This window comes from Rhodanobacter sp. FW104-R8 (assembly GCF_001617365.1).
Taxonomy (GTDB): Bacteria; Pseudomonadota; Gammaproteobacteria; order Xanthomonadales; family Rhodanobacteraceae; genus Rhodanobacter.
The window spans coordinates 1-25,709 of the sequence record NZ_LVJR01000102.1; the positions used below are offsets into that span (position 1 = coordinate 1).

Here is a 25,709-nt window from a genome sequence, read left to right on the forward strand (position 1 = left end):
TGCACCGGCGCGGTGTGGCGGTGGCACCGTTCAAGCCGCAGAACATGGCGCTGAACTCGGCGGTTACCGCCGACGGCGGCGAGATCGGCCGCGCCCAGGCGGTGCAGGCGCAGGCGGCAGGCATTGCCTCGCACACCGATTTCAATCCGGTGCTGCTCAAGCCGAACAGCGATACCGGCGCGCAGGTGATCGTGCATGGACATGCGGTGGCCAACATGGATGCCGTCGGCTACCACGGTTACAAGCGCATTGCGCGCGACGCGGTGCTGGCCTCGCACGAGCGGCTGGTGGCGCAATACGACGCGCTGATCGTCGAGGGCGCGGGCAGCCCGGCCGAGATCAATCTTCGCGCCAACGACATCGCCAACATGGGCTATGCCGAAGCGGTGGATTGTCCGGTGTTGCTGATCGTCGACATCGATCGTGGCGGCGTGTTCGCGCACCTGGTCGGCACGCTGGCGTTGCTCTCGCCCAGTGAGCGTGCGCGGGTGGCAGGTTTCGTGATCAACCGTTTTCGCGGCGACATGTCCTTGCTGCAGCGAGGGCTGGACTGGCTCGAACGCGAGACCGGCAAGCCGGTGCTCGGCGTGCTGCCGTACCTGCACGGCTTGCAGCTGGAAGCGGAGGATGCGCTGCCGCGCGGCGTCGTGGCCAAACCGCAAGCGGCGCTTAAAGTGGTGGTGCCGGTGCTGCCGCGGATCAGCAATCACACTGACTTCGACGTCTTGCGCGCACATCCACAAGTACAACTGGACTTTGTCGGCCCCGGTGAAACACCGCCGCCGTGCGACTTGATCGTGCTGCCCGGCTCCAAGTCCACCCGCGCTGATCTGGCCTGGCTTCACACGCAGGGCTGGGCCGAAGCGATCGCGCGACACCTACGCTACGGCGGCAAGCTGATCGGCATTTGCGGCGGCCTGCAGATGTTGGGACAGGCAATCCACGACCCACAGGGCATGGAAGGCGCGCCCGGCTCCTGTGCGGGGTTGGGCTATCTGGCGCTGGAAACCACCTTGTCGCCGACCAAGCAATTGCGCCAGGTGCGTGGTCATCTGGCGCTGGATGCGGCCGAGGTACGCGGTTACGAAATCCACTGCGGCATCAGTCACGGTGTTGCCTTGGAACGGCCCTCGAGTGAGCTGGACGATGGCCGCCATGACGGCGCCATTTCAATTGACAATCAGGTGCTCGGCAGTTATCTGCATGGCCTGTTCGATGCACCGCCGGCCCTGGCCGCACTGTTGCGCTGGGCCGGGCTGCATGACGCCGCACCGCTCGATATGGACGCATTGCGCGAGGCCAGCATCGAGCGGCTCGCCGATGCCGTGGAAAACCATCTGGACACCGCTGCGCTGGAGCGCTTGCTGCTGCGGGAGAGCCCATGCGCAGCTTGATTCTTGGCGGCGCCCGATCGGGCAAAAGTGCGCTGGCCGAACGACTGGCGTTGGCATCCGGGCGCGCCGTGGTCTATATCGCCACAGCACAGGCGCGCGATGGCGAGATGGTCGAGCGCATCGCCCATCATCGCGCGCGGCGGCCGCTCGCGTGGGCGTGCGTGGAGGAGCCGCTGGCGCTTGCCGATGTGTTGCGCCAGCGCGCGCGCGCGGATCGCTGCCTGCTCGTGGATTGCCTCACGCTGTGGCTGAGCAACCTGCTCGGCGATGCCGACGCGTCGTGCTTCGAGCGCGAACGCGCCGCCTTGCTCGACACGCTGCCGCAACTGCCCGGCGAGATCCTGCTGGTCAGCAACGAGGTAGGCATGGGTGTGGTGCCGATGGGTGAGCTTAGTCGTCGCTTCGTCGATGAAGCAGGCCGCCTGCATCAGGCGCTGGCGGCCGTGTGTGATCGCGTGATTTTCGTGGCGGCCGGTTTGCCGCTGACCTTGAAAGGAACCTTGCCGTGATGCCGAACTGGCTGCTTGAACCTTGCGTGACGCCCGACGCGTCGATCGAGGCCGCCGCGTACGCGCGCCAGGCCAGCCTGACCAAGCCACCCGGTTCGTTGGGTGCACTGGAGACGGCAGCGATCCGGCTGGCTGCGTTGCAGCGTTCATCGCGGCCAGCCGTGGACAAGGCGTGGATCAGCATCTTCGCCGGCGACCATGGCATCGCCGAAGAGGGTGTGTCGGCGTTTCCGCAGGCGGTCACCGGCGAAATGCTGCGCAATTTCGCGGGCGGCGGCGCGGCGATCAGCGTGCTAGCGCGCGAACTGGGCGCCACGCTGGAGGTGGTCAACCTGGGCACAGTGAACGACCCGGGCGAGATTGCCGGCGTGCGCCGCGCGATCATCGCCAGTTCCACGGCCAATTTCTGCAGGCAGCCGGCGATGACGGTGCCGCAGTTGCAGGCGACACTCGATGCTGGTGCGCACAGCGTCGCCACGGCGCAGGCGGACGGCGCGCAGATCTTCATCGGCGGTGAGATGGGTATCGCCAACACTACCTCAGCCAGCGCGCTTGGTTGCGCGCTGCTTGGCCTGCCACCGGCTTCATTGTGCGGTGCCGGTACCGGGTTGGATGCCGGCGGTATCGCGCACAAGGCGCAAGTGATCGCACGGGCGCTGGCCCTGCACTCGGGCGCGACGACACCGCTGGAACAACTGCGTTGTCTTGGCGGTTTCGAGATCGCGGCCCTGGCTGGCGCCTACGTCGCTGCTGCGCAAGCCGGCCTGCCGGTGCTTGTCGACGGCTTCATCAGCACGGTGGCGGCACTGGTAGCGGTACGGATCAATCCCGCCTGTCGCGACGGGCTGCTGTTTGCGCATTGCTCGCATGAACACGGCCACGCTCGCGTGCTGGCCGCGCTCGATGCCGAACCGATGCTTGACCTGGGCTTGCGACTGGGCGAAGGCAGTGGGGCCGCCATCGCCTTGCCATTGCTGCGGCTGGCCTGCGCGCTGCATAACCGGATGGCTACGTTCGAACAAGCCGGAGTATCGGAAGCATGAGCGAAGTGATAATCGAACTGCTGCGTCATGGCGATACCGGCCAGCGCAGTTATCGCGGCCAGCTGGACGATGCGCTGAGCGAGCAGGGCTGGACGCAGTTGCGCGAGGCCGTGCTCGGACGCCAATGGGATGCGGTAGTATCGTCGCCCCTGCAGCGCTGCGCGCGCTTTGCGAGCGAACTAGCCGACCTGCGCGGGCTGCCGCTGCGGCTGGATGAACGATTGGCCGAATACCATTTCGGCGACTGGCAGGGCGTGCCGATCGAGACCCTGGCCGAGCGTGATGGCGATGCGCTCGGCCGCTTCTGGGCCGATCCGGTGGCGTATCCACCGCCGGGCGCGGAAAGTTTCACCGCGTTTCGCGGACGGCTCAGTACCGCGCTTGACCGGATCGTTGCCGAGGCCGTCGCGCGACGCGTGCTGGTGATCACTCACGGTGGGGCAATCCGTCTGCTGCGCTGCCTGGTCGAAGAGCGCGACTACTGCGATATGGCCGGTATCGACGTGCTGCATGCCTCGTTACACCCGTTGCCGTGGCCGCCACTGCCGCGCCTCGTCGAGGCGATGTGATGCGCGGCCTGCTGGCGGCCATCGGCTTCCTCACCCGCTTGCCGGTGCCGGTACAGGTGTTCGACGATGCCGACGCGCAAGCGCGCTCGTTGGCGTGGTATCCGGTGGTGGGATTGCTGATCGGTGCACTGCTGGCGGTGCTGGCGTGGGCGCTGCGCGACGTGCCTCCACTGCTGGCGGCCGCACTAGTGGTGGTGGCATGGGTGGCGTTGACCGGCGCCTTGCATCTGGACGGCCTGGCCGACAGCGCCGACGCCTGGGTGGGCGGCCTGGGCGATCGCGCACGCACGCTGGAAATCATGAAGGATCCGCGCAGCGGCCCGGCTGGCGTGGTGGCAATCGGGCTGCTGTTACTGCTGAAATTCGCCGCGCTGGCCAGCTTGCCTCGAGGTGCATGGATTGCCTTGCCGCTGGTGGCGATGCTGGCGCGCGCCGCCCTGACCGCCGCGTTCCTGACGACGCCTTATGTACGCTCTGGTGGCCTGGGTAGCCGCCTCGCCGCCGCGCCCCGCCGGGCCTGCGTCGTGGCTCTGTTGCTGGCGGCGGCATTCTGCCTGCTGCTGCCCGGCTGGCGCGCTATGTTCGGCGCGGCGATGGCGGTGCTGGTGTTCCTGTTGTGGCGGCACGCATGCCTGCAGCGCCTGGGCGGCATGACCGGCGACACCTGCGGCGCGCTGACTGAATGGGTGGAAGCGGTTGTGCTGATCATTTGCGTGTGCGAGGGCTGATCCATCGCCTCCCGGTAACCTCGCCATAAAAAAAACCGGTAGGCGGCACCTGTGCGAAGCTGCCGCGGGCAGCGCGAAGCTGAAGCAATGGTGGTCGCCATATCGACCGATTGCTCGCTGGGTGGAGTTCTGTATCGGAGCTCGCGATTGGCCGGCGCAGGATGCCGATAATCTGTTCTTCAGTAAACCGCTTCTTCACGTCCAATCTCCTTCGGTTGGGGGATTGGACTCCAAACTGTGGTGCTACTCAAAACCGGGGGACGTCGGTGCGACGGCGCGTCGTTTAAAAATGCCCCTATTCAATGATTTTAGAACGCCAGAAGTCGCGAGCCGTTGTGCAAGGCGGAGGTGGGCGAAGGGCCGCCAAGTCGACGGCGCTGCAAACACGTCTGTCGCCGACTGATACACGCAGGCCTAGGCCTGGTGCCAAGTGCCACCGTCTGGATCCCAATAGCCTCTGGCCCCTTCCGGGACCCGTAGGCTGGCGATAACAGGACCGAAGAAGTGCCGCAACTCCTCTTGCAGCACCGCGAATGGCGGCGGTTCAAGGGTTGGGGGATTGCGGCGCAAGAAGCCACTCCAAAGACCTCGATCCGCGGCGATCGCCGCGAAAACATCAGTCAGACCCACGGGCATTTCCGTTGGGAAGGCTGTCTCCCGGCGCCTGAGCGTGCCACTAATTGCTTCGACCAAGCTTGGCAGGTCGAAGCGAAAAGTGTGCGTCGTGACCCAGATGTCGTGGAAGTCTTTGATGCGACCGTTCGCTTCTCCAAAGCGGATCATGGCTTCAAATTTCTCAGCGACTACGGTTTCGGGTGGATACATCAAGATGTTTGCTTGCGGGAGATCGGGCAGCAGGCTAGGGAAATTTCCCCACTTTGCTTGGGGATAAACGTAGTCACCAAAACCGATGTCGATCTGTACGCGAATGACAGCCTTGGCCAATTCGCCGTTCAAGCTCAGCTTGATACCTTGGTACTTGTCGTCTTCGCGGACCGCGTCGACCTTCAGGCTGGCGGGATCAAACTTGATGCCGTCATCAGGAACCTCGATCTGGCAAATTCCAGCGAAGAGTTCAGCGATGGCACCCGGATCGGGGTTGCCCTGGCCCAACAGATCGAGGTCCCCCGTGGGGCGGTACACATGCTCCGGCCACGTAACGAATAGCATCGCTCCTTTGAGTACGTAGTGCTCAACCGCCTCTGTCTGGCTGAGACGAAAGAGCAGGCGCTCGATCGCGTAACGCGTCAGGACACGCTGGTAGTCATCGCCATGTTGTTTCGCGTGAGCGAGGAGTTTGGCTCTGATGGATGCCGCCTGATTCTTGATGATCTTAAACTTCATTGCATGGCCTTAATCAGCGGCTCCATCTGCACCCTGACCCGATCGATGACTGCGAATTTCATCAGCTCGCTCGGAGTGGTCTTCCTCTGCCGCAGCGCGTCGCGCAGAGCCTCGATGGCGACGTCCTCGCCGACGTGGCGACGGTGCTTGAAGCAATCGGCGACCGTCTTCGCCACGCCATAGATCGGTACGTCGACTCCTTCAATTTGGATATGTTCAATACCCGCCGAGAGGGTTTCACCAGTCCCTCGGACGATCTCGAGCCGCAGACCTGCCGGGCTTGGTGTGCGGGCCTTGTGCGGGATGGTCATCCAGACAGCGTGGGGCAGCTGGGTGGTCAGCCCGTGCTGGCGAAGGGCGCTGACTAGGCTGATGACTCCTTGGGGAACGAGGCGGGCGGCTTCGGCCAGATCGTGCGCAACGTCTTCCCCACTGCGTTCCGGGTCTTGGTATAGGCCGCGGCTGAGGCGAACGAGATCACCTGCATCAGTCAGTCGCTTTAGATAGACCAGGGGAACGCCAGCCGCCTTAAAGTCCCGCGCACGCACGATGCCTCGTGCGCTGACGAGGCTGAGGGCGCGTTCGCGATAAGTACTATGACGCTCGATCATGATTGTTATCTATTGTCTACAAAAATAATAAGTTGTCGACAAAAAAAGATGTGTTGAGAAAAGTTAACTGAGGTCATATATTTCATATGACCATGAATTCGTCAACTCCTCCCGCTGATCTTTCCCCCAAGCATGTGCGTGCGGCGCGTGCTCTCTTGGCATGGTCACAGCAAGAACTGGCCAAGGCAGCAGGGGTGGCAACTTCAACCGTTGCAGACTTCGAGCGAGGGCAGCGAACCCCTGTTGCCAACAACGCTCAAGCCATACGCGGGGCCTTGGAAGGCGCTGGCATTCGGTTCCTAGCCACAGGTGCCATCGTCGGGCCCTCCGTTCCCATCATCACCACTTCCGATCGTCCTGGGGCGCCCGTCCGCTGGGTCAGCGCCGAAGATCTTTGCGCATGGGCTAATCGCACCGATGGTGCCGTGAGTCTCCCAACGCTTCTAGCTCAACTGATTCAGGCCACCCATGGCTCCGCAGCTCGGCTTCGTTTTCCATCGGACGAAGGGGTTCGATATTCGGGCTGGGATGGGCGTACCTCATCCGAGGTCGGTAGCAAATACGTGCCCAAGGGTGAGGCCGGCTGGGAAATCGGGGTTCAACGCAGCAACATCGCGCAGAAGGCAAGCGAAGACTATCGAAAGCGAACGGAAGAGCCAGCACCGCTCAATCCCGCCGATGCAGCGTATGTGTTCGTCACGCCACGTCACTGGCCAAAGAAGGACGAGTGGGCCAAGGCGCGTCAGGAGGAAGGCCCATGGCGCGAGGTTCGCGTCTACGACGCCGATGACCTTGTTCACTGGATCGAGCAGACACCGGCTGTCGGCCTCTGGCTAGCAACTCGCCTGGATAAACGACCGCCGGGAACACGAGAGCTAGAAGAGGTTTGGAAGGAGTGGTCGCTTGCCACCCAATGGCCGCTGACTGAAGACCTGGTTCTCAGCGACCGCGACCAAGACGCCGCCGAAGTCCTGCGGTGGCTACGCGGGGCAACATCCGTACTTTCCCTTCGGACGACGACTGCGGAAGAGGTGGTGGCGTTCTTTCATGCCGCTCTCAGTGAGCTGCCGGATGAGATGGCGGCTGCCTATCGCGCGCGCTGCCTCGTAGCGACCACGGCGGCGGCGGCCAGGGCCCTCGCCAATGCGCCTGAACCGCTCATCTTGTTGTTGACCGATCCAGAGCCTGGCGTTGCTCAAGCTCTTGCTGAGAAAGGGCACTACGTTCTGCAGGCCTACGACGAACGATCGATCGGTCGGGGTGAAGTGCGCACGCTTGCCCGCCCCTCGCGCGAGGGGATCGCCAGCGCCTTGGTCAGCGCGGGTATCACCGAGCCGAGGGCCAAGGCGCTCGCTCGCGACAGCGCCCGAAACCTCGCTGTTCTGAGACGCCTGATTCCGGGGGCTCCCGGACGACTCCCACGATGGGCGGAGGAGTCACCACCACGTGCGCTGTTGGTGGCTCTTCTGGCAGGGGGCTGGGATGAGAACGCCGAAGCCGACCGGGCGCGACTTTCTGAACTCGCGGATCAATCCTACGAAGAGATCGTTGCCGCTTTGGCTCCCTACGTTGGCGAATTCGACAGCCCGCTACAAAAGATTGGCTCAACTTGGCGCATTGCCTCGCCGTCGGACGCGTGGTTCTTGCTCGCGCATAATTTGACAAGCACAGACATCACCCGCTTCGAGGCGGCGGCACAAGCCGTCTTGGGATCGGCGGATCCGCGCTTCGACTTGGATCCTGATGAGCGCTGGATGGCGGCTGTTCGGGGGGTTCACCGCGAATATTCAGGGATGCTGCGTCATGGCATCGGTCAAGTGCTCATCCTGCTTGCGCTATGGGGCGATCGCGTTCGGATCGTTTCCGACGCGAGTCGACGAGTGGACGCTATCGTAGCCAAGCTACTGCGGAATGCAGATCACCGACGTTGGTGGTCGCTGTCAAATGACTTCCGGCTATTGGCCGAGGCATCGCCGGGTGCCTTTTTGACCGCTATTGAGGACAGCCTTGATCAAGATGATCCACCCATTGGCGCTCTCTTCGGCCACGATGGGGGCGGCGCATTCGGAACTGAGCACCTGTCCGACCTTATGTGGGCGCTCGAATCTCTGGCTTGGTCGCCCGACTGGATGCCGCGGGTGACTCATATCCTGGCGCGCCTCGATGCGATCGACACCAAGCCGCGCCACTATTCGAACGGACCGGCCAATAGCCTGCGCGAGATTCACTTGCTGTGGATGCCGCAGACTTACGCGACCTTGGATCAGCGGCTACGCGCTCTCGACCTCATTCGGAAGCATGAAACAAACGCCGCGTGGAAGCTGATGCTTGGCATCCTGCCGCAAGGACATGACAGCTCGATCCCGTCGCCTGCGCCGCTTTGGCGTGACTTTACGGTCGATGAGGTCGAGACCGTAACCTGGGGACTCATTGGGCGCGGTGCTGCCGCGATCAGCGAGCGTTTGCTCGCAGACGTCGGCTTGAATCCAGAGCGCTGGTCGAGTCTTCTCGACCGACTCGGGGACCTAGCGCCGGGCACCGAAAAGGCCATCGCAGCGCTAGAAACCGTAGAACCAAAAATAGCCGACAAAGCCGACCGTAGAGTTCTCTGGGACAAGCTCCGCGGTGTGCTTCACCATCATCGACAGTTCCCTGATGCGGAATGGTCACTAACGAGTGCGGTGCTGGATCGGCTGGAGTGCCTCTATAACGGTCTCGCGCCGACCGATCCGCTTGAGCAAATTGCTTGGCTATTTCAGCAACAGGTTCAACTGTCAAAACCTTCTTCGAAAGGCTGGGAGGCTGAGCAGCGGGATGTCGATACCGCTCGACAACAAGCGGTGCAAGCCCTCTACGCCAGCGAAGGACTGTCAGGGATTCTATCGCTCGCCCGATTGGTTGAAACCGCCGGCTATATCGGCAAGGCGCTCTACGATAGTGGGCTGCCAGCCGATGACATCGACGCGCTGCTTGCGACCGCTGTCAGGAGCGACGATGCCCATGAGCGAGATGTTGCACACGGCCTGATTATTTCCCTTTTCCGTGACCAGAAAGAACCTTGGGCGGGTGCCCTGATTGCTAAGGCACGAGCGGAGAATTGGGGCAACACTGCTCTGCTGACTATTCTCCGCGCGCTTCCGACCACCCGCTGGACCTGGGACCAGGTGGCCCAGATCGATGGAGAGCTGGAAGCGGCCTATTGGCGTCTAGTGCCTGTGTTCTGGATGGACGACAACAGTGAGGACGTTGCTTACGCAATCCGCATGCTGATCGGTGTCGGCCGCGCCCGGCATGCCCTGCCGCTTGCCGCACATGGCAGCAAAGTACATCTTCCCAGCGAACTGTTGATCGAGGTACTTCAGGAGGCGGCCCGGCAGCCGTTCGACAGCAACGGGGACAGCAACGAAGCGACCATGTTCCAGCATTACGTTGCTGAAATTCTTCAGCTTCTCGATGCACGCGATGATGCTGACCGGAACGCCCTCATTACGCTTGAGTGGAACTACTTGCAGGTGCTGGAGCATTCCCGGCGGCCAGCGAAGGCACTGCTGAAAGCGCTATCCGAAGATCCGTCCCTGTTTATCATGATGCTGAGCGCGGTCTACAAGGCCAGCGAGGAGAGTGGGGTCATTGAGCCCGAACCAGAGGATCCGGAGCAGGCGCGAGCAGTCGCCACGCAGGCGTATCGGTTGCTTGGACTCTGGAATCGAATTCCCGGGACACGCGAGGACGGCACAATCGATGCGGACGTTCTCGAATCGTGGATCAAGGAGGCGAGGACCTTGGCAAAGGCGGCCGGACGAGAAGAGATTGCGGATAGCCGTATTGGAAACATGCTATCAGCCTCGCCCATGGGGGCTGATGGGAACTGGCCAGCAGAACCGGTGCGCGAGATGATTGACCTTTTCCGCAGCAAGCCGATGATTGACGGGTTCCGGATAGGGAAGAGCAATCGGCGCGGCGTGACATCTCGTAGTCCGGGCGATGGCGGCAAACTTGAACGTATAGAGGCCGCAAAGTACCGGGCTTGGGCAAAAGCACTCAGCTATGAGCATCCTCACACAGCCAAGGCACTCGATGCTCTAGCTGACGATTACGACTGGCAGGCGCGTCGAGAAGATGAGGAGGCAGAGCGCAGGGACTGGGAAGCCTAGTGAAACGGCAAGGGGCGCTCAATCGCTAAACCGGCCCCGGGCGCAGTGCAGTCGCGGATCGCTCGGTTGCTGGATCAAAGTGGATTGAGCTATGTCAGCGCCGTAAAAAATATTGATGGGGCGAACGCGGTAACAGAAGCTCGTGTCGTTAGTCGACGCGAAAGACGCGTTAGGGAGCCGGACCACTGGCACCGCGGTTACTAACTGAGCTGTGACATGATAAGGCCAAGTTATCGAGGGTAGGGTACTGATGTGAGAGAGGAGCGGCCGAACACAGGAGCACTTGTCCATCAGCCTCAACTAGTCTGTCATCGGGCATGCAGTTGCCCTCTCCTACGCCTCGATCGCGCAGGATGAATAGTTGGAGTTTGGGTGTGAGTCGCGGGGGAAGCTAATGAGGACGCTTCAATTGGCTGATCTCAGGTGGAACAGTCGCCGGATTCTGGATGGGAGCGGGGCGCCTAACTCATTGAAAATGCGTCTGGAGGGCAGGCTCGTCTCTCGTTGAACGCTTAAAGGGGCCGACAAAGGCTGCCCAGTGTCAGCGTTATGGGCCAGTGCCAAGGTTAAGGGCTCCAGTGCCAGGGTTGAGGGCTGTCGACACGAAGGTGCGTCCGTGCGTGCTTGACTCTGGACCTTGATCAAAGGTATAGACTACGCATCATGAACACGCAAACCCCCTCCCTGACCATCGGTGCCGTCGCCAAGCGCGTCGGCGTGGCGATCGACACGATCCGCTATTACGAGCGCGAGGGCCTGCTGCCCGAGCCGAAGCGGCGCGCCTCCGGCTATCGCAGTTATGGCGCTGGCACGATTACCCAGCTGCGCTTCATCCGGCGGGCCAAGGACCTCGGCTTCACGCTGGAGGAGATCCGCGAGCTGCTGGCGCTGTCGGCGGATCGCCAGCGCGGGGTGAAGGCGGTGAAGCAGCGCGCGGAAAAACGGCTGGCGGCGATCGAGCAGCGCATCGCCGAGCTGCAGCGCGTGCGCGACGGGCTGGCACAGCTGGTCGCCTCGTGTCCGGGCCATGGCAAGCCGGAGGAATGTCCGATCCTGCGTGCGCTCAGCGATGAGCAGGTGTCGGCATGAGCGCCCACGCGTGTTGCCAGGGCGGCGACGGGGCCGCGACGACAACCGATCCGGTCTGCGGCATGCGGGTGGATACGGCCACTTCGAAACATCGGTCCACGCATGACGGGCAGACGTTCCACTTCTGCTGCGCCGACTGCAAGGCGAAGTTCGACGCCGCGCCGGCGACGTATCCGGGCGCTGGCGGGAAGATCGCGGCGGGAAACTGTTGCGACGCGAAACCGGCGGCGCACGATCACGCGCATCACGATCATGCCCAGCATGGCCATGCCCGACGCGACCACGACCATGCGCACACGGTGAAGGATCCGGTGTGCGGCATGACGGTGGATCCACTGACCGCGAAGCACCGCGCCGAACATGACGGCCAGACGCATTACTTCTGCGCCGCGCGCTGCCGGGAGAAATTCGTGGTCGATCCGTCGGCTTATCTGGAAGACCGCCCGGCGCCGCCGGCGCCGCCCGGCACGATCTACACCTGCCCGATGCACCCCGAGATCCGGCAGGTCGGTCCCGGACATTGCCCGATCTGCGGCATGGCGCTGGAACCGATGATGCCGACGCTGGACGAGGACGACGGCGGCGAACTGTCCTCGATGACGCGGCGCTTCTGGCTGCTGGTTGCATTGACCGTGCCGGTGTTCGCGCTGGCGATGGGGCCGCACCTGTTCGGCTGGCACCTGCCCGCGCCGTGGGATGGCGCGGCCGGCTGGGTCGAGGCCGTGCTGGCCAGCATCGTGGTGCTGTGGGGCGGCGCGCCGTTCTTCGCGCGCGGCTGGCGTTCGCTCAAACCCTGGCGTCCGAACATGTACACACTGATCGCGCTGGGTACCGGCGTGGCGTGGCTGTACAGCGCGGCGGCGTTCCTGCTGCCGGGGATCTTCCCGGACGGCTTCCGCGACATGCACGGGCGGGTCGCGGTGTACTTCGAGTCGGCGGCGGTGATCGTCACCCTGGTCACCCTGGGCGATTTCCTGGAGTTGCGTGCGCGCCGGCGTACCGGCGCGGCGCTGAAGGCGCTGTTGGGACTGGCGCCGAAGAGCGCGCGGCGGATCGCCGCCGACGGCAGCGAGAGCGACGTGCCGCTGGACGACGTACGCGCCGGCGACGTGCTGCGCGTGCGCCCCGGCGAGAAGGTGCCGGTCGACGGCGTGGTGCTGGACGGCGAAAGCCACGTCGACGAGTCGATGCTTACCGGCGAGCCGATGCCGGCGGCCAGGGCGAAGGGTGATCCGCTCACCGGCGGCACGGTGAACCAGGACGGCGCGCTGACCATGCGCGCGCAGAAAGTAGGCAGCGAGACGATGCTGGCGCAGATCGTGGCGCTGGTGGCGCAGGCGCAGCGCAGCCGGGCGCCGCTGCAGCGCGTGGCCGATCGGGTCGCGGCATGGTTCGTGCCCGCGGTGGTGGTGGTCGCGCTGCTGGCGTTCGCGGCGTGGGCGCTGCTGGGGCCTTCGCCGCGGCTGGCGCACGCGCTGATCGCCGCGGTGTCGGTGCTGATCATCGCCTGCCCGTGTGCGCTGGGCCTGGCCACGCCGATCTCGATCATGGTGGCCAGCGGCCGCGGCGCGCAGCACGGCGTGCTGTTCAAGGACGCCAGCGCGATCGAGGGCCTGCGCGACATCGACACCCTGGTGGTCGACAAGACCGGCACGCTGACCCTGGGCAAGCCGGCGCTGACCGAGCTGGTCGTTCTCGGCGGCCAATCGCGCGAACGCCTGCTGGCGCTGGCCGCCGCGCTCGAACGGCCGAGCGAGCATCCGCTGGCGCGGGCGATCGTGACGGCGGCGGATGCCGAACGCGTGGCGATGCTGGCGGCGACGGATTTCCGTTCGCTCACCGGCCGCGGCGTCAGCGCAAAGGTGGATGGCAGCGAGGCGGCGCTGGGCAATGCGAAGCTGATGGCCGAGTTGCACGTGGCTATCGGCGACGACGCCGTCACCCGCGCCGAGCGGCTGCGCGGGCAGGGTGCCACGGTGATGTTCCTGGCCGTCGACGGCGCGCTGGCCGGCCTGTTCGCCGTGGCTGACCGGATCAAGCCGGACACGCCTGCGGCGATCGCGGCGTTGCACGCGGCTGGCCTGCGCATCGTGATGCTGACCGGCGACAATGCCACCACCGCGCAGGCGGTGGCGCGCACGCTGGGCATCGACGAAGTGCACGCCGACGTGTCGCCGGCCGACAAGGCCGCGGTGGTGGACAGGCTCAAGGCCGCCGGACGCCGCGTGGCGATGGCCGGCGACGGCATCAACGACGCGCCGGCACTGGCGGCGTCCGACATCGGTATCGCGATGGGCAGCGGTACCGACGTGGCGATGGAGAGCGCGTCGGTGACCCTGGTGAAGGGCGAGCTGGGAGCGATCGTGCGCGCGCGCAAGCTGTCGCGGGCCACCGTGCGCAACATCCACCAGAACCTGTTCTTCGCCTTCATCTACAACGCGGTCGGCGTGCCGCTGGCGGCGGGCGTGCTGTATCCGTGGTTCGGCATCACGCTGTCGCCGATGATCGCCGCACTGGCGATGAGCCTGAGCTCGGTGTCGGTGGTGGGCAACGCGTTGCGGTTGCGCAAGGCAGCGCTGTGACGGTTGTCACCGGCGATGGCTGACGCCTGCTTCTGTGGCTGCCGCGGCCATGGCGCGACCATCCTCCTGCACCGTGGCGGTGCAGGAGGAATGCGCATGAACACGACCCAGGATACCCGCGGCACACTCGACCGCTACCTGCCGCTGCTGCTAGGCCTGCTGGCGGCCCTGCTTGCCGGCAAGGTGCTGAAAAAGATGGTGTGGAGCCTGTTCGCCATGTACATGGCGCTGCACTACAGCGGCATCCATCCGTTCGGCTGAACGAACCGGGCGGGAGGCATCGCCTTTCGCGGAGTGACCGGGAGCCCCGCAAGTCGGCGACAATGGGCGACCCGATTTTCCGCCATCGAGAAGCCGATCCATGCCCCGCACCCTCGCCGAATGGCTGAGCTACCAGGAACGCGTCAATCCCCGCAGCATCGAGCTGGGGCTCGATCGCGTGCGCGAGGTGTGGCAGCGGATGGGCGCGCCGGCGCCGGCGAAGCGGGTGATCACCGTCGGCGGCACCAATGGCAAGGGTTCCACCGTTGCCCTGCTGGAGGCGATGCTGGGCGCCGCCGGCCAGCGCGTGGGCGCGTTCACCTCGCCGCACCTGCTGGCTTACAACGAGCGCGTGCGCACCGACGGCACGAACGCCGATGACGCCGCGCTGGTCGCCTCGTTCGAACGGATCGAGGCGGCGCGAGGGGCGGATTCGGACGATGCCGTTCCGCTGACCTACTTCGAATTCGGCACGCTGGCCGCCATCGACCTGTTCGCCCGCGCCGGCGTCGACGCGGCGGTGCTGGAAGTGGGGCTGGGCGGGCGGCTGGACGCGGTGAACATCATCGACGCCGATGTGGCGGTCATCACCACCGTGGACCTGGACCACATGGACTGGCTCGGCCCGGATCGCGACAGCATCGGTCGCGAGAAGGCCGGCATCGCGCGCGCCGGGCGGCCGGCGATCGTGGGCGAGGCGGCTCCGCCGGTAGGCCTGCTCGACGCGCTGGCCGAACGCGGTGCGCGGGTCGAGCGGGCGGGGCTCGATTTCGGCGTCGAGCGGCACGCGGACGGCTGGCGCTGGCGGCATCGCGACGGCACCGCGATGGAACTGCCCGATCCGGCACTGTCCGCGCCGGTGCAATACGCCAACGCGGCGGCGGCGATTGCCGCGCTGCATGCGCTGGACGGCGACCTGTTCATGCCCAGCACGCTTTTCGCGGCGGCGTGTGCCGGCCTGCACGAGGTGCACGTGCAGGCCCGCCTGCAGTCGCTCGGCGGGGATCCCGAACTGATCGTGGACGTGGGCCACAACCCGCAGGCTGCGCGCGCGCTGGCCGAGTGGCTGGACGTCCAGCCACCGGTGCGCACGCACGCGGTGTACGGTGCGCTGGCGGACAAGGACGTGGCCGGGGTGATCGGCGCGCTCGGCGCGCGCATCGGCCACTGGCACCTGGCCGGGCTGGATCGGGCGACGCCGCGTGGCCTGGGCGTGGGCGCGCTGGCCGCGATACTGCGGCAGGTCCAGCCGCAGGCGACGTTCGACGCCCACGCCGATGTGGCCGCGGCGCTGGCGGCGGCCCGCGCGGCCGCGCAACCGGGCGAGCGCATCCTGGCGTTCGGCTCGTTTTTCGTGGCCGGCGCCGTGCTGGCTGAACGCGACGATTGAACGACCGCGCATGGCATCCGGCGCCGGCAGGTATAATCGTGCCGTTGTGCATTGCGTTTGCCGCCGTGGAGCGAAGACTTGAAAACACGCCTGCTGGGAGCCGCCGTCCTGATCGCGCTGGCGGTTCTGTTCGTGCCGATGTTCTTTTCCAGCACCCCGCCGGCACCCGGCGGCGACCAGGCGGTCAGCCTGGCGATTCCGCCGGCGCCTGATCGCGACCTGCAGACCCGCACCATGAACCTGGCTCCGGATGCCGCGAAAAGCGCGTCCAGCGCCGGCAGCCAGCCGGTGCAGCCGGTTGCGCCGGCGTCGGGCGACCGGCTGGCCACGGTGGAGATCGGCTCCAGCCGCCCGCGCGACGTGGAAACCGACCCCGAAGCCGGCAAGCCGCCGCAACCGACCCGGATAATCCCCGGCTCGGGCGCCTCGCCGAGCCAGCCGGTGATCCCGCAGCAGACCAAGGCGGAGGCCAATGCCCCGGCGGCGGCCAGGCCACAGCCCGTGGCGGCTGCCGCGCCGCCCAGGCCGGCGCCGGCCGTGGCAGCGGCGATCGCGACCGCGCCAAGCGCGGGGCGCGGCAGCTACACGCTCAACCTCAGTGCCTACGCCAGCGCCGAGGGTGCTGCGAACCTGGAGCGCCGCGTGCGCGCGCTGGGCTATCCGGTGACCGGCCACGCGATCACCCAGGCCGGCAAGCCGCGCACCCTGGTCCTGGCGGGGCCGTTCGAGACGCGGACTGCCGCCGAGGCGGCGCGGCTGAAGATCACCCAGTCGATCCCCGGCGTGCCGGTCCGGCTCGAACAGGACGCCAGCCAGGACAATGCGGCGGCAACGCCCGCCGCCGCCACTGCCACGACGACCGCCAAGGCGGGCGGCTGGGCGGTGCAACTGGCGGCGGTGAGCAGCCAAGCCGACGCCGACGCACTGCGCGACAAGCTGCGCGCGAACGGTTTCGACGGCTTCGTCGACTCGGTGCAGCCCGGCGGCAAGCGGCTGTGGCGCGTGCGGGCAGGCCCGCAGACCCAGCGCAGCGACGCGCAGCGCGTGCACGACCAGATCAAGGTGAAGCTCGGCATCGACGGCAACGTCGTCCCGGTGCCCTGAACATGCCGGCGCCAGCGCGGACCAGCCAGGTGGGCCGATGAACGGGACCGACTACATCATCCTCGGCGTACTGACCCTGTCGGTGCTGGTGGGGTTGTGGCGCGGCCTCGTTTCCGAGGTGCTGGCGCTGGCGATCTGGGTGGGCGCGTTCTGGGTGGCGTGGATGCTCGGCCCGGCGGCGGCCGCGCGCCTCGAGCACGTCATCGCGTTGCCGTCGGCGCGCTACATCGTCGGCTACGGGCTGTGCTTCGTGATCGTGCTGATCCTCGGTGCGCTGCTGCGTTTCGCGGTCCGCAAGCTGGTCGAGGGCACCGGCCTGTCCGGCACCGACCGCCTGCTCGGCATGCTGTTCGGCTTCGCCCGCGGCGTGCTGCTGGTGAGCCTGCTGGTGTTCCTGGCCGGGTTCACCGCGTTCACGCGCGATCCCTGGTGGCGGCAGTCGGTGCTGCTGCCGCGGTTCCAGCACGTCGCGGCGTGGCTGGGCCAGCAGGTGCCGCCCGGCGTGCGCGACTACATCCATGCGCCGGCCGCGCTGGGGCGCCTGCCCAGCTTGCCGTCGGTGCTGTCAAACCCCATATCGGACACGATGCCCGGCCCGGCGGCCAGCGCGGCACGTCCGGCGTCACCGGCGGGCGCGGCCAGCGCAGCCCACCCGCACCGGACTCCCTGAATACCTCTCCCGAAGCAGGCAACAAACCATGTGCGGAATCATCGGCATCGTCGGTACCACCGAAGTGGCATCGGCGCTCTATGACGGCTTGACGGTGCTGCAGCACCGCGGCCAGGACGCGGCCGGCATCGCCACGGTGGACGGCGCGCGGCTGCGCCTGCACAAGGGCAACGGGCTGGTGCGCGACGTGTTCGGGCAGACCGCGATGAGCGGCCTGCGCGGACGCATCGGCATCGGCCACTGCCGCTACCCCACCGCCGGCTCCGAGGGCTCGGCCGAGGCGCAGCCGTTCTACGTCAATTCGCCCTACGGCATCGCGTTCGCGCACAACGGCAACCTGGTCAACACCGACGCGCTGCGCCGCGAGATGTTCCAGGACGACCGCCGCCACATCAACACCGATTCCGATTCCGAGGTGCTGCTGAACGTGCTGGCGCACGAGCTGCAGATCCAGGACCGGATGGAGCTGACCCCGGACCACATCTTCAAGGCGGTGGCCGGCGTGCACGCGCGCGCGCGCGGCGGCTACGCCTGCATCGCCCTGTTGCTGGGCTACGGGCTGATCGCGTTCCGCGACCCGCACGGCATCCGCCCGCTGGTGCTGGGCGAGCGGATCACGACGGAAGGTCGCGAGTACGCGGTGGCGTCCGAGTCGGTGGCGCTGGACATCCTCGGCTTCAAGCGCATCCGCGACGTGGCGCCGGGCGAGGCGGTGATCATCACCGACGATGGCCAGCTGCACAGCCGCCGCTGTGCCGAGGGCGTGGCGCACACGCCGTGCATCTTCGAGTACGTCTACCTGGCCCGGCCCGACTCGATGATCGAGGACGTCTCGGTGTACAAGGCGCGCCTGCGCATGGGCGAGAAGCTGGCCGAGAAGATCCTGCGCGAGCGGCCCGACCACGGCATCGACGCGGTGATCCCGATCCCCGACACCGCGCGCACCGCCGCCAGCGCGCTGGCCGGCGCGCTCGGCGTGCCGTTCCGCGAGGGCTTCGTCAAGAACCGCTACATCGGCCGCACCTTCATCATGCCGGGGCAGGGCGAGCGGGTTAAATCGGTGCGCCGCAAGCTCAACGCGATCGACCTGGAGTTCCGCAAGAAGAACGTGCTGCTGGTGGACGATTCGATCGTGCGCGGCACCACCTCGAAGCAGATCATCCAGATGGCCCGCGACGCCGGCGCGAAGAACGTCTACTTCGCCTCCGCCGCGCCGCCGGTGCGCTACCCGAACGTCTACGGCATCGACATGCCGTCGGCCTCGGAACTGGTCGCCGCCGGGCGCACGGAGAAGGAGATCGAGCAGACGCTGGGCGCCGACTGGCTGATCTACCAGGATCTCAAGGACCTGATCTGGGCGGTGCAGGACGGCAACGAGGAGCTGAAGCAGTTCGACACCTCGTGCTTCTCCGGCGAATACGTCACCGGGCTCGACCAGCACTACCTGGAGCAGATCCAGATGCTGCGCTCGGACGATGCCAAGGCCGCGCGGCGGGTGGTCTGAGCCTCCGCATGGCACGGGTAGGAGCGCACCCTGTGCGCGATAGCTCTTCGTTCCTATCGGCATCAGAGCTATCGCGCACAGGGTGCGCTCCTGCAGGAAACGCCATGACCGACCTGCATGCCGCCGCCAGGCGCTGCCTCGATGCCACCGATCCGGCGGAAAAATTGCGCCTGACCCATGACACCTGGCAGGCTTTTCTTGCCGGTGAATTGCGTGCCGATTCCGCCGCGCCGCCGCCTGAGCCGATCGGTCCGCCCGGCCGCCCCGCGAAACCGCGGCTGGTCAGCGCCCGCCAGTTGCCGCAGCGCGGGCTGGGCAGCGACGAAGGCCGCGCCGCGCTGGTGCATGCGGTGGCGCATATCGAGTTCAACGCGATCAAGCTAGCCCCGCCGATTTATATGATGTAAATTCCAGCTAGGCGAAGAGGCAGGAACCTAGCAATGGCAAGGGCTTACGCATACATTCGGTGGTCAACAGCGGTGCAAGGCGAGGGCGACAGCCTTACCCGCCAGACCGCAGGGCTTGACGACTTCAAGACCAGCTACCCCAAGGTTGAGCTGGTACGAAACTATGTAGATGAAGGGGTCAGCAGTTTCTCCGGCAAAAACCGGATCAACGGCGAGCTGGCAACCATGCTCCAAGACGTCGCCAAAGGCAAAATAAAGCCCGGTGACTACATTGTTTGCGAGAGCATCGACAGACTTACCCGCGAAGGCTGGGAAGTCGCTACCGACCTAATAAGAGGCTTGCTGAAGAAGGGGATTAACCTTTACACCACCTTTGACAAAAGGCTTTATGTAAATAGTCGGCTTGAAGATTTTTTAATGATCGGCTTGATTGCCGAAAGAGCAAAAAATGAAAGTGAAACTAAAAGCCTACGGATAAAAGAGGCTTGGAAAAGAAGGACAGCCAACAAAGAAAAGACACTATTTCAAAGCATAGCGCCTTTTGGTCTAACCATTGTGGATGGTCAATACCAAATCAACCAAAAAGAAAAAGAAGAGGTTGAGGAGTTGCTGGAGGTCATCGCTTTGAGCGGTGTGAATAAAGCAATTTCAGTAGTCAACAAATATTCAACTTATCAATGGAACAAATCCAAGGTTCACGCCCTATTGTCAAAAAAGTGGGTTTTGGGTATCCACTCACGAACGGCCAACATCTATACAGAAGTAATTGAAAAAGGGGAGGTCATCGCCAAAAGAAGGAGGCAAAAGATAGTTGAGACTATCGAGGGATTTTATCCTCAAGTTGTCAAAGAGGAGTTATTCAATCGCGCCATTGTTTCCATGGAAGCCCGGAGTTTTCAAAAGAGCGGAGGCAGGCGATCATCTAACTTCAGCAACATTTTTGCCAAGATGATTTTTTGCCATACTTGCCACTCACCACTCTTTTACCAACAATCCAAAAATCCTAACCAAACTAACATCCAGTTTTTTAGGATCTATCATTGCCCAATCTGCATTTGGCAAATGCCGTTCGATGTGGCTTTTTATGAGTTTCTTTATTTTGCCATGCTTGCGGGATTGGGTGCCAGCCGTGAGGTTACAGAGAGCCACCGAGGAGGCGTAGGAGGCAAGCTGACAGGTATCCTTGCCGATGGTAAGGAAAAGCAAGGCGACGACCTGGAGAAGCTCGAGGAGGCTTACTATAAAGCTGTGCGAGATGAGAAGGCAGTATCTTTACAGATGGAAGAATTGGACATCTTCCCTATTCCAAAAATCTTGATCGAAAAAGTCAAGCAAGTCTCAAAACAATTAGAGATTACCAAGAAAGCTTTTGAAGGAGCCAAAGCCAAAGAGGTTGAGGAGGAAGAAATCACCATTGAGGACTTGGTGGAAAAAATGGAGACAGAAAAAGGAAGGCTTGAACTTAGCGCCATCCTTCAAAGTCTAGGGATCAGTCTATTTTTCCACTTCAATAAGGAGGGAGGCACAGGCTACCTAACTATTTACAAAAACCACGAAAAAATATGGTATAGACAATATCAGTACCCCAAGACTAACCGAGGAACCCGAGCCAAAGACATGGTGGAGAAGTTCGGCTTTAATATCATTGAGGTCATGGAAGGGAAAAGCACCCCCCGCCTACGGCGGCCCCCAAGGGGGCTATAAAGGGGGCTGAGCCCCATTGGCCTACGGCTCATTTATTTCTAGATGTTAACCAGCTTTGGCTTTTAGCTTTTCCAATGTGCGAAGCACCGTTAATAGTCCCCCTTGGGGGACCGACGAAGTCGAGGGGGTCAACTTATTTGCCAGCCTTACTCTTCTCATCCATGTATTTTTTATATTCGGGGTTGGGTTCTTTGAGGTTATCCAATTCCTCTTTGGACATTCCAGCAAAGATGGGATCAATCGGTTTACCGCGAACCACGGGATACACTTTGCCTTTGAACTTCCTAATAGTCATAGGAGGAGCATTAGGATCGGACGGCTTTGAGGTCTTGGTGGTTTTGGCTTTTGTCGGCTTGCCAGACTTGACCCTGAAGATAAAGGAAAAGTCAGTCGGGGAGAAGTCAATACCTTGATCAACATAATCCTCAAACTTTGTACGAATTACCTTTACAGCTTCATTCCTCAATTCTTCTCGTGCCTTTTCTTCACGAGTAGCCAAGATGTTCAAAGCGTCCTTTATTTCTTGAGCGCTCAAACTTCCAAGCAATTTCTCCAAATCCACAGCCATCACTTTCTCCTGTCCCATCGGTAAAGTTTGAGGCTAGCAAAAAGGCAAAGGTTCCGCAAGGAGCCTTTTTTTATGCCTTTGGAAAACATAAGGCAAGGCTACCCAGCTTTAAGACTTACCAAGGAAGGGCAAGGCTACCCAGCACAAAGGAGGGCATTTGGATTTACTGAAAAAAGCACTGACAAAAGCGAAAAGCGAAAATCAAAAGCGCCAAATAAAATAGACCACACGCACCATCGAGATGGTAAAAATTAAAATCGCAAAAATCAAGTACCATAGAGAAAAGAAAACATGAGGCATTTACCAAATGAACAATCAAGAACAAGGGGGCAAGGCTACCCAGAATGAAGCCAAAATTATAGAAAATATAGAGGGCAAGCATACCCAGCAGGGAGAGGAGAGAACGGTATCAAACGGGGGTAATGAAAAAGCCAAAAACACCAAAAATACAAAGCGCTTTTGGATCGAGCTGACCAATGAAGAGATAGAACTAATCAAAAAAAGGACAGGTTACCCAGTTCGGGATTCCAAAAAAAACCAAGAGTTTAACGCTCCAGCAGTTAAGCAATTCATCCAAGAACAATTAAGAAATAGCAAAGAGCAGGCAAGAATATGCATTGATGATTTTGCAGATGAGGCGATAAAAACCATCATCGAAAAACTTCAAGAAAGGAAAAGGGAAGAACCACTAAAAGAACTATTTGAAGAAATAGGAACACAAGAATAACAAGAAAAATGGGCAATCATTATGTTAACAGTAACCAATTTAAGTGGAGACGACTTTCGAGAATACATACTTAACGATGTAGTCCAGGTCAACGAAACACCCAATAGCGCCACCGACTACTACGCAAAAAAAGATGGATTTTCACCATTCCCTAATTCCTTTAGGTTGGCAGGAGAAGCAGCAAAAGAGTGGGGATTGGATGGAAATTTTGAGGACAATAAGGAGATATTTACCCAACTTTACGACGGTATCCATCCGCTCACAAGCAAACCTTTAACCCAAGTCCAAAAGAAAAAGTTTCAAAAAGGCGATAAGGTCAAAGGGAAGAATGCAAGAAAATTGGAGGAGGGTGATAAGAAAATTGGAGAGGGCAAGGAAAGACGCGCAGGGTTAGATTGCACATTTAGTGCTCCAAAAAGCCTATCAGTCGCTTTGGCTAAAGCCAAGATTGACGGAGATACAGCGCTTGCAGATGCCATGCTCAAAGCCCATCGAGAGGCGGTGTCTTATGCGATGGAAGAGATGGGGAAAGGAGCAGTAACACGGTCAGGGAGGAGTGGAGTAAAGAAGAACAAGAACAACAAATTATGCTATGCCATGATTGATCATTTTGACGCTAGACCAGTGGGCGATAATTCGCCAGACCCTCAATTACATACCCATGCGATTTTATTTAATTTCGGTATCGACGCCAGCGGAAAATGTCGGGCGATGGAGCAGCTTTCTATCAATCAGCAAGTGAAATATGGCGGAGCGCTATACCGAGCCAAATTGGCGGAAGGTCTCCAAAAAGCCGGATTGGGAATAAAAAATATTAGGGAGATGGGTGAGTTTGGCCCGACCGATAAAGTAGAAATGGAAGTTCAGGGAGTGGGTGAAGAGGCGATGAAGGCCTTTTCAAAAAGAAAAATGGAAGTGATGGATTACATGCTAAAAGAGAAGATTGACGCAAAGGATATTAAAAAGTACCTCAAAAAGATAAGAAGCAGTAAAGGAATTATGTCCTACGCCGAGATGTTGGACGATTGGAAATGGCAAATGAACGCTATGCCAGCTGATCAGTTCCAATTCAAAAGCAATCAAAAAGATGAACTTTCACAGATTGTCGATGATCAGCAAATCTTGGACTATGTCCACGACCTCAAAAAGAAGACATTTGTAACCGAGTACGACATTAAAGCAGTGATTTGCCAAATGTATACAGGCCACCCAGACGCTATCCAGAAGATAGATGAAACAGCAAAAAGGATTATTGAGGGAGATTTAATTACCCATTTAGATAAGGAAAATGGCTTGGGAGAGAGGCTTTATTGCTCAAAAAAGCTAGCTGTATACGACAAAATCATCATGGAGACGGTGAAAAAAGCCAACTCTATCATTGGCAAAAATCAGATCCCAAAAAAGACTATCGGGGACATGGTTGAGAAGTTCCAAAAGGAGCGAGGCTTTCCACCTTCCAAAGAGCAACTTGAAGCAATCAAGGCCCTTACAGGCAAAGAAAATATAACCGTCCTTCGCGGATTAGCTGGCACAGGTAAGACGACCGCTTGCCAAGTGGTAGCCCAATCTTTCGCAAAGGAAGGATGGAAATGCTATGGAGTAGCGGTATCAGCTGATGCGGCTCGACATTTGGAAGAGGATACAGGGATGAAGAGTACCTCCATTGCCAAGTTTTTAAGTGACTATGAGAGAGGAGTAATCAAGCCAGATAGCAACACTTTCATCTATACCGATGAGGTGGGCATGGTTGATATTGAAACAACTTGGAAGTTGATCGATATTCAAAGAAGAACGGGTTGTCGGATGTCTTTTGGAGGCGATTACGACCAACTTTCTCCAGTCGGAGCCGGATCGGGCCTCAAAATATTAGACCGCTGTACACGACCCGCAGAACTTACAGAGATACGACGCCAAAAGAAGATTGCGGCTAAAAGATTAGGGGATAATTTTTACAACATAAACACCAAGAAAGATGCAAAAAAGATGGTTGAGGATATGAAAAGCCTTGATATGGTGGAGAAGTGCGAAAGTGAGGCTCATGCAATTGAGGCGATAGCCAAGGACTATGTTAAGAACAAAAAGGATTACGCGGATAAATTGGTCATGGCTACGACTAACGATGGTGTGAAATATTTGAACCAAATGATCCAGCAGGAACTTGTCAAGAAGGGAGAAAGGAGCGAAGCGCCATTAAACACTATCGGGGATTACGAATATCGAGAAGGCGATAAGGTCAGGTTCAACAAAAGACGAAGGCTAACGGATGCCAACGGCAATGTTAAGGTTATCAACGGCGACGAGGGTACCGTGGTTGGGCAAGATGCCCAAGGTAGGCTTTTGGTTCAAATGGATTCAGGAGATGAGGCTGGGAAGCGTGTAAGCGTCCCCGATAACTTTGACCAATTACAACTTAACTATGCAGTTACAGTGCATAAAAGTCAGGGAAAAAGCATTGATGATTGCTATTTTTACTGCGACAGCCAAGTTAACCGAAACATGGGTCTAGTAGCATATACTCGACATAAAGATAATTTCAAACTCTATGGAAAAGAAGAAATCATCGAGGGACTAAAAGAAAGTTTGGCAATGAAGGATCTAAGCGATGGTGTCTATAATTTCATCACCAAGGAAGATAGGGATGAGGTTGATAGGATCTATCGGGAAGAGTACGAAAAGCTGACGACAGCGCCAGCGGTAGCGGTGGAGGTAGCGCCAGCCGTTCCCCAGGTCCAGCTGTCAGGCATTGACCCATTGATGATTAAGAAGGCTTCCCAAGTCATGGAGGAGCAACAGCAGGCACCCAGAGAGGAACCAGAGGCCACAGCGGTGGAAAGGGAAGTCTTGCGGGTGGCAAGGAAAGATAGATGGAGCAAAGCACCGAGCAAGCTCAGGAAAGAAGTAAGGGAAGAAGTTCAAAAAAAAAAGATCATCGAGATTTAAGATCTAATTTTTGAAATATCGGTTACCATAGGGATACCATAATTGTTACTTGTATAAGAAAGCTGCCGAAAGGCGGCTTTTTTATTGCCAAGAATAAAGAGAATATTGAGGCAACGTTTAGACGCTATTGTAGACGCTTTTTGTCTAAACAAAATCCAGTAAAAAATGGCATAAGATAGGGGTTTTGGATGCTGAATTAGCCCAATTTTAGACGTTTAGACAGGGGGGTGGGGGGTAAAAATAGGAATGGCATAAGATAGCCATTCTTGAGGCATTGAGAAAAAGAAGAGATAGAGGACTAAATTAGGTCACCGAGAATAATTTAGACAAAAATAATTAAAAGTCTAAAAATACAGTACCATAAGGATACAAGAACAATTATAAGGTGAAAATCATGGGGAAGTTTAGAGC

The 25,709-nt window shown here is 60.4% G+C and carries 19 protein-coding genes and 1 pseudogene; 17 read left to right on the plus strand and 3 right to left on the minus strand.

Annotation, left to right across the window (positions count from 1 at the left end; translation table 11 throughout):
- The 5 genes from RHOFW104R8_RS13315 to RHOFW104R8_RS13335 all read left to right on the plus strand — a co-directional run.
- On the plus strand, positions 1-1,394 hold a 1,394-nt coding region (locus RHOFW104R8_RS13315), incomplete at its 5' end, for a cobyric acid synthase (protein ID WP_068205448.1).
- Positions 1,382-1,903, plus strand: coding sequence for a bifunctional adenosylcobinamide kinase/adenosylcobinamide-phosphate guanylyltransferase (cobU, locus tag RHOFW104R8_RS13320; RefSeq protein ID WP_068091763.1), 522 nt, complete (start codon positions 1,382-1,384; stop codon positions 1,901-1,903). The genes RHOFW104R8_RS13315 and cobU, both read left to right, overlap by 13 nt.
- Positions 1,903-2,946 (plus strand): nicotinate-nucleotide--dimethylbenzimidazole phosphoribosyltransferase, encoded by a 1,044-nt coding sequence (cobT, locus tag RHOFW104R8_RS13325; protein WP_068091760.1) that lies wholly within the window; start codon positions 1,903-1,905, stop codon positions 2,944-2,946. The genes cobU and cobT overlap by 1 nt, the downstream gene beginning before the upstream one ends.
- Entirely contained in the window at positions 2,943-3,515 is a 573-nt protein-coding gene (locus RHOFW104R8_RS13330; RefSeq protein ID WP_068091757.1) for a histidine phosphatase family protein, read from the plus strand. Before cobT ends, RHOFW104R8_RS13330 begins: the two co-directional genes overlap by 4 nt.
- Positions 3,512-4,243, plus strand: coding sequence for an adenosylcobinamide-GDP ribazoletransferase (locus RHOFW104R8_RS13335; protein WP_068091755.1), 732 nt, complete (start codon positions 3,512-3,514; stop codon positions 4,241-4,243). The genes RHOFW104R8_RS13330 and RHOFW104R8_RS13335 overlap by 4 nt, the downstream gene beginning before the upstream one ends.
- A gap of 414 nt (positions 4,244-4,657) precedes the next feature.
- Here the strand turns inward: RHOFW104R8_RS13335 and RHOFW104R8_RS13340 are convergent, their stop codons facing one another.
- Complete coding sequence (locus tag RHOFW104R8_RS13340) at positions 4,658-5,587, minus strand: nucleotidyl transferase AbiEii/AbiGii toxin family protein (protein ID WP_068091752.1); 930 nt, start codon at positions 5,585-5,587, stop codon at positions 4,658-4,660.
- Positions 5,584-6,198 carry a type IV toxin-antitoxin system AbiEi family antitoxin domain-containing protein gene (locus tag RHOFW104R8_RS13345; RefSeq protein WP_068091748.1) on the minus strand — a complete coding sequence of 205 codons (615 nt, stop codon included), beginning with the start codon at positions 6,196-6,198 and terminating at the stop codon, positions 5,584-5,586. The genes RHOFW104R8_RS13340 and RHOFW104R8_RS13345 overlap by 4 nt, the downstream gene beginning before the upstream one ends.
- 86 nt (positions 6,199-6,284) lie before the next feature.
- Here RHOFW104R8_RS13345 and RHOFW104R8_RS13350 point away from each other — a divergent pair, with 86 nt between their 5' ends.
- From RHOFW104R8_RS13350 to RHOFW104R8_RS17050, 10 genes and pseudogenes are all read left to right on the plus strand, one after another.
- On the plus strand, positions 6,285-10,352 hold the full coding sequence (locus tag RHOFW104R8_RS13350) for a helix-turn-helix transcriptional regulator (protein WP_068091746.1): 4,068 nt from the start codon (positions 6,285-6,287) through the stop codon (positions 10,350-10,352).
- A 663-nt stretch (positions 10,353-11,015) separates the two neighbouring features.
- Positions 11,016-11,441 (plus strand): MerR family DNA-binding protein, encoded by a 426-nt coding sequence (locus RHOFW104R8_RS13355; protein ID WP_068091743.1) that lies wholly within the window; start codon positions 11,016-11,018, stop codon positions 11,439-11,441.
- Complete coding sequence (locus tag RHOFW104R8_RS13360; protein WP_068091738.1) at positions 11,438-14,023, plus strand: heavy metal translocating P-type ATPase; 2,586 nt, start codon at positions 11,438-11,440, stop codon at positions 14,021-14,023. The genes RHOFW104R8_RS13355 and RHOFW104R8_RS13360 overlap by 4 nt, the downstream gene beginning before the upstream one ends.
- A 96-nt stretch (positions 14,024-14,119) precedes the next feature.
- Complete coding sequence (locus RHOFW104R8_RS17690; protein WP_162840150.1) at positions 14,120-14,284, plus strand: hypothetical protein; 165 nt, start codon at positions 14,120-14,122, stop codon at positions 14,282-14,284.
- A 100-nt stretch (positions 14,285-14,384) separates the two neighbouring features.
- Complete coding sequence (gene folC / locus RHOFW104R8_RS13365) at positions 14,385-15,674, plus strand: bifunctional tetrahydrofolate synthase/dihydrofolate synthase (protein ID WP_068091734.1); 1,290 nt, start codon at positions 14,385-14,387, stop codon at positions 15,672-15,674.
- 78 nt (positions 15,675-15,752) lie between these two features.
- On the plus strand, positions 15,753-16,778 hold the full coding sequence (locus RHOFW104R8_RS13370) for an SPOR domain-containing protein (protein WP_068091732.1): 1,026 nt from the start codon (positions 15,753-15,755) through the stop codon (positions 16,776-16,778).
- Positions 16,779-16,815: 37 nt separating this feature from the next.
- The gene (locus tag RHOFW104R8_RS13375; RefSeq protein ID WP_068091724.1) at positions 16,816-17,448 is read left to right on the plus strand and encodes a CvpA family protein; all 633 of its coding nucleotides are present in this window, start codon (positions 16,816-16,818) and stop codon (positions 17,446-17,448) included.
- A 28-nt stretch (positions 17,449-17,476) separates the two neighbouring features.
- A complete protein-coding gene (gene purF / locus RHOFW104R8_RS13380; RefSeq protein ID WP_068091721.1) occupies positions 17,477-18,952 on the plus strand; it encodes an amidophosphoribosyltransferase in 1,476 nt (491 codons plus the stop codon).
- 104 nt (positions 18,953-19,056) lie between these two features.
- Positions 19,057-19,338, plus strand: a pseudogene (locus RHOFW104R8_RS13385) (DUF455 family protein); the annotation flags it as partial.
- A gap of 54 nt (positions 19,339-19,392) precedes the next feature.
- Positions 19,393-21,063, plus strand: coding sequence for a recombinase family protein (locus tag RHOFW104R8_RS17050; protein WP_081700012.1), 1,671 nt, complete (start codon positions 19,393-19,395; stop codon positions 21,061-21,063).
- 133 nt (positions 21,064-21,196) lie between these two features.
- Here the strand turns inward: RHOFW104R8_RS17050 and RHOFW104R8_RS17440 are convergent, their stop codons facing one another.
- Entirely contained in the window at positions 21,197-21,631 is a 435-nt protein-coding gene (locus RHOFW104R8_RS17440; protein WP_153021661.1) for a hypothetical protein, read from the minus strand.
- Positions 21,632-21,938: 307 nt separating this feature from the next.
- Between RHOFW104R8_RS17440 and RHOFW104R8_RS17445 the strand changes: the two genes are divergently transcribed.
- Positions 21,939-22,358 carry a hypothetical protein gene (locus tag RHOFW104R8_RS17445; RefSeq protein WP_153021660.1) on the plus strand — a complete coding sequence of 140 codons (420 nt, stop codon included), beginning with the start codon at positions 21,939-21,941 and terminating at the stop codon, positions 22,356-22,358.
- A 21-nt stretch (positions 22,359-22,379) separates the two neighbouring features.
- A complete protein-coding gene (mobF, locus tag RHOFW104R8_RS17055; protein ID WP_082823631.1) occupies positions 22,380-25,298 on the plus strand; it encodes a MobF family relaxase in 2,919 nt (972 codons plus the stop codon).
- Positions 25,299-25,709 lie beyond the last annotated feature (411 nt).

Coding starts and splice junctions, on each gene's coding strand:
- cobT (WP_068091760.1), top strand. CDS start 1,903: ATGCCGAACTGGCTGCTTGAACCTTGCGTGACGCCCGACGCGTCGATC.
- RHOFW104R8_RS13330 (WP_068091757.1), top strand. CDS start 2,943: ATGAGCGAAGTGATAATCGAACTGCTGCGTCATGGCGATACCGGCCAG.
- RHOFW104R8_RS13355 (WP_068091743.1), top strand. CDS start 11,016: ATGAACACGCAAACCCCCTCCCTGACCATCGGTGCCGTCGCCAAGCGC.
- purF (WP_068091721.1), top strand. CDS start 17,477: ATGTGCGGAATCATCGGCATCGTCGGTACCACCGAAGTGGCATCGGCG.
- mobF (WP_082823631.1), top strand. CDS start 22,380: ATGTTAACAGTAACCAATTTAAGTGGAGACGACTTTCGAGAATACATA.
- RHOFW104R8_RS17440 (WP_153021661.1), bottom strand. CDS start 21,631: ATGGCTGTGGATTTGGAGAAATTGCTTGGAAGTTTGAGCGCTCAAGAA.
- folC (WP_068091734.1), top strand. CDS start 14,385: ATGCCCCGCACCCTCGCCGAATGGCTGAGCTACCAGGAACGCGTCAAT.
- RHOFW104R8_RS17445 (WP_153021660.1), top strand. CDS start 21,939: ATGAACAATCAAGAACAAGGGGGCAAGGCTACCCAGAATGAAGCCAAA.
- RHOFW104R8_RS13350 (WP_068091746.1), top strand. CDS start 6,285: ATGACCATGAATTCGTCAACTCCTCCCGCTGATCTTTCCCCCAAGCAT.
- RHOFW104R8_RS13345 (WP_068091748.1), bottom strand. CDS start 6,198: ATGATCGAGCGTCATAGTACTTATCGCGAACGCGCCCTCAGCCTCGTC.
- RHOFW104R8_RS13340 (WP_068091752.1), bottom strand. CDS start 5,587: ATGAAGTTTAAGATCATCAAGAATCAGGCGGCATCCATCAGAGCCAAA.
- cobU (WP_068091763.1), top strand. CDS start 1,382: ATGCGCAGCTTGATTCTTGGCGGCGCCCGATCGGGCAAAAGTGCGCTG.
- RHOFW104R8_RS17050 (WP_081700012.1), top strand. CDS start 19,393: ATGGCAAGGGCTTACGCATACATTCGGTGGTCAACAGCGGTGCAAGGC.
- RHOFW104R8_RS13360 (WP_068091738.1), top strand. CDS start 11,438: ATGAGCGCCCACGCGTGTTGCCAGGGCGGCGACGGGGCCGCGACGACA.
- RHOFW104R8_RS13375 (WP_068091724.1), top strand. CDS start 16,816: ATGAACGGGACCGACTACATCATCCTCGGCGTACTGACCCTGTCGGTG.
- RHOFW104R8_RS17690 (WP_162840150.1), top strand. CDS start 14,120: ATGAACACGACCCAGGATACCCGCGGCACACTCGACCGCTACCTGCCG.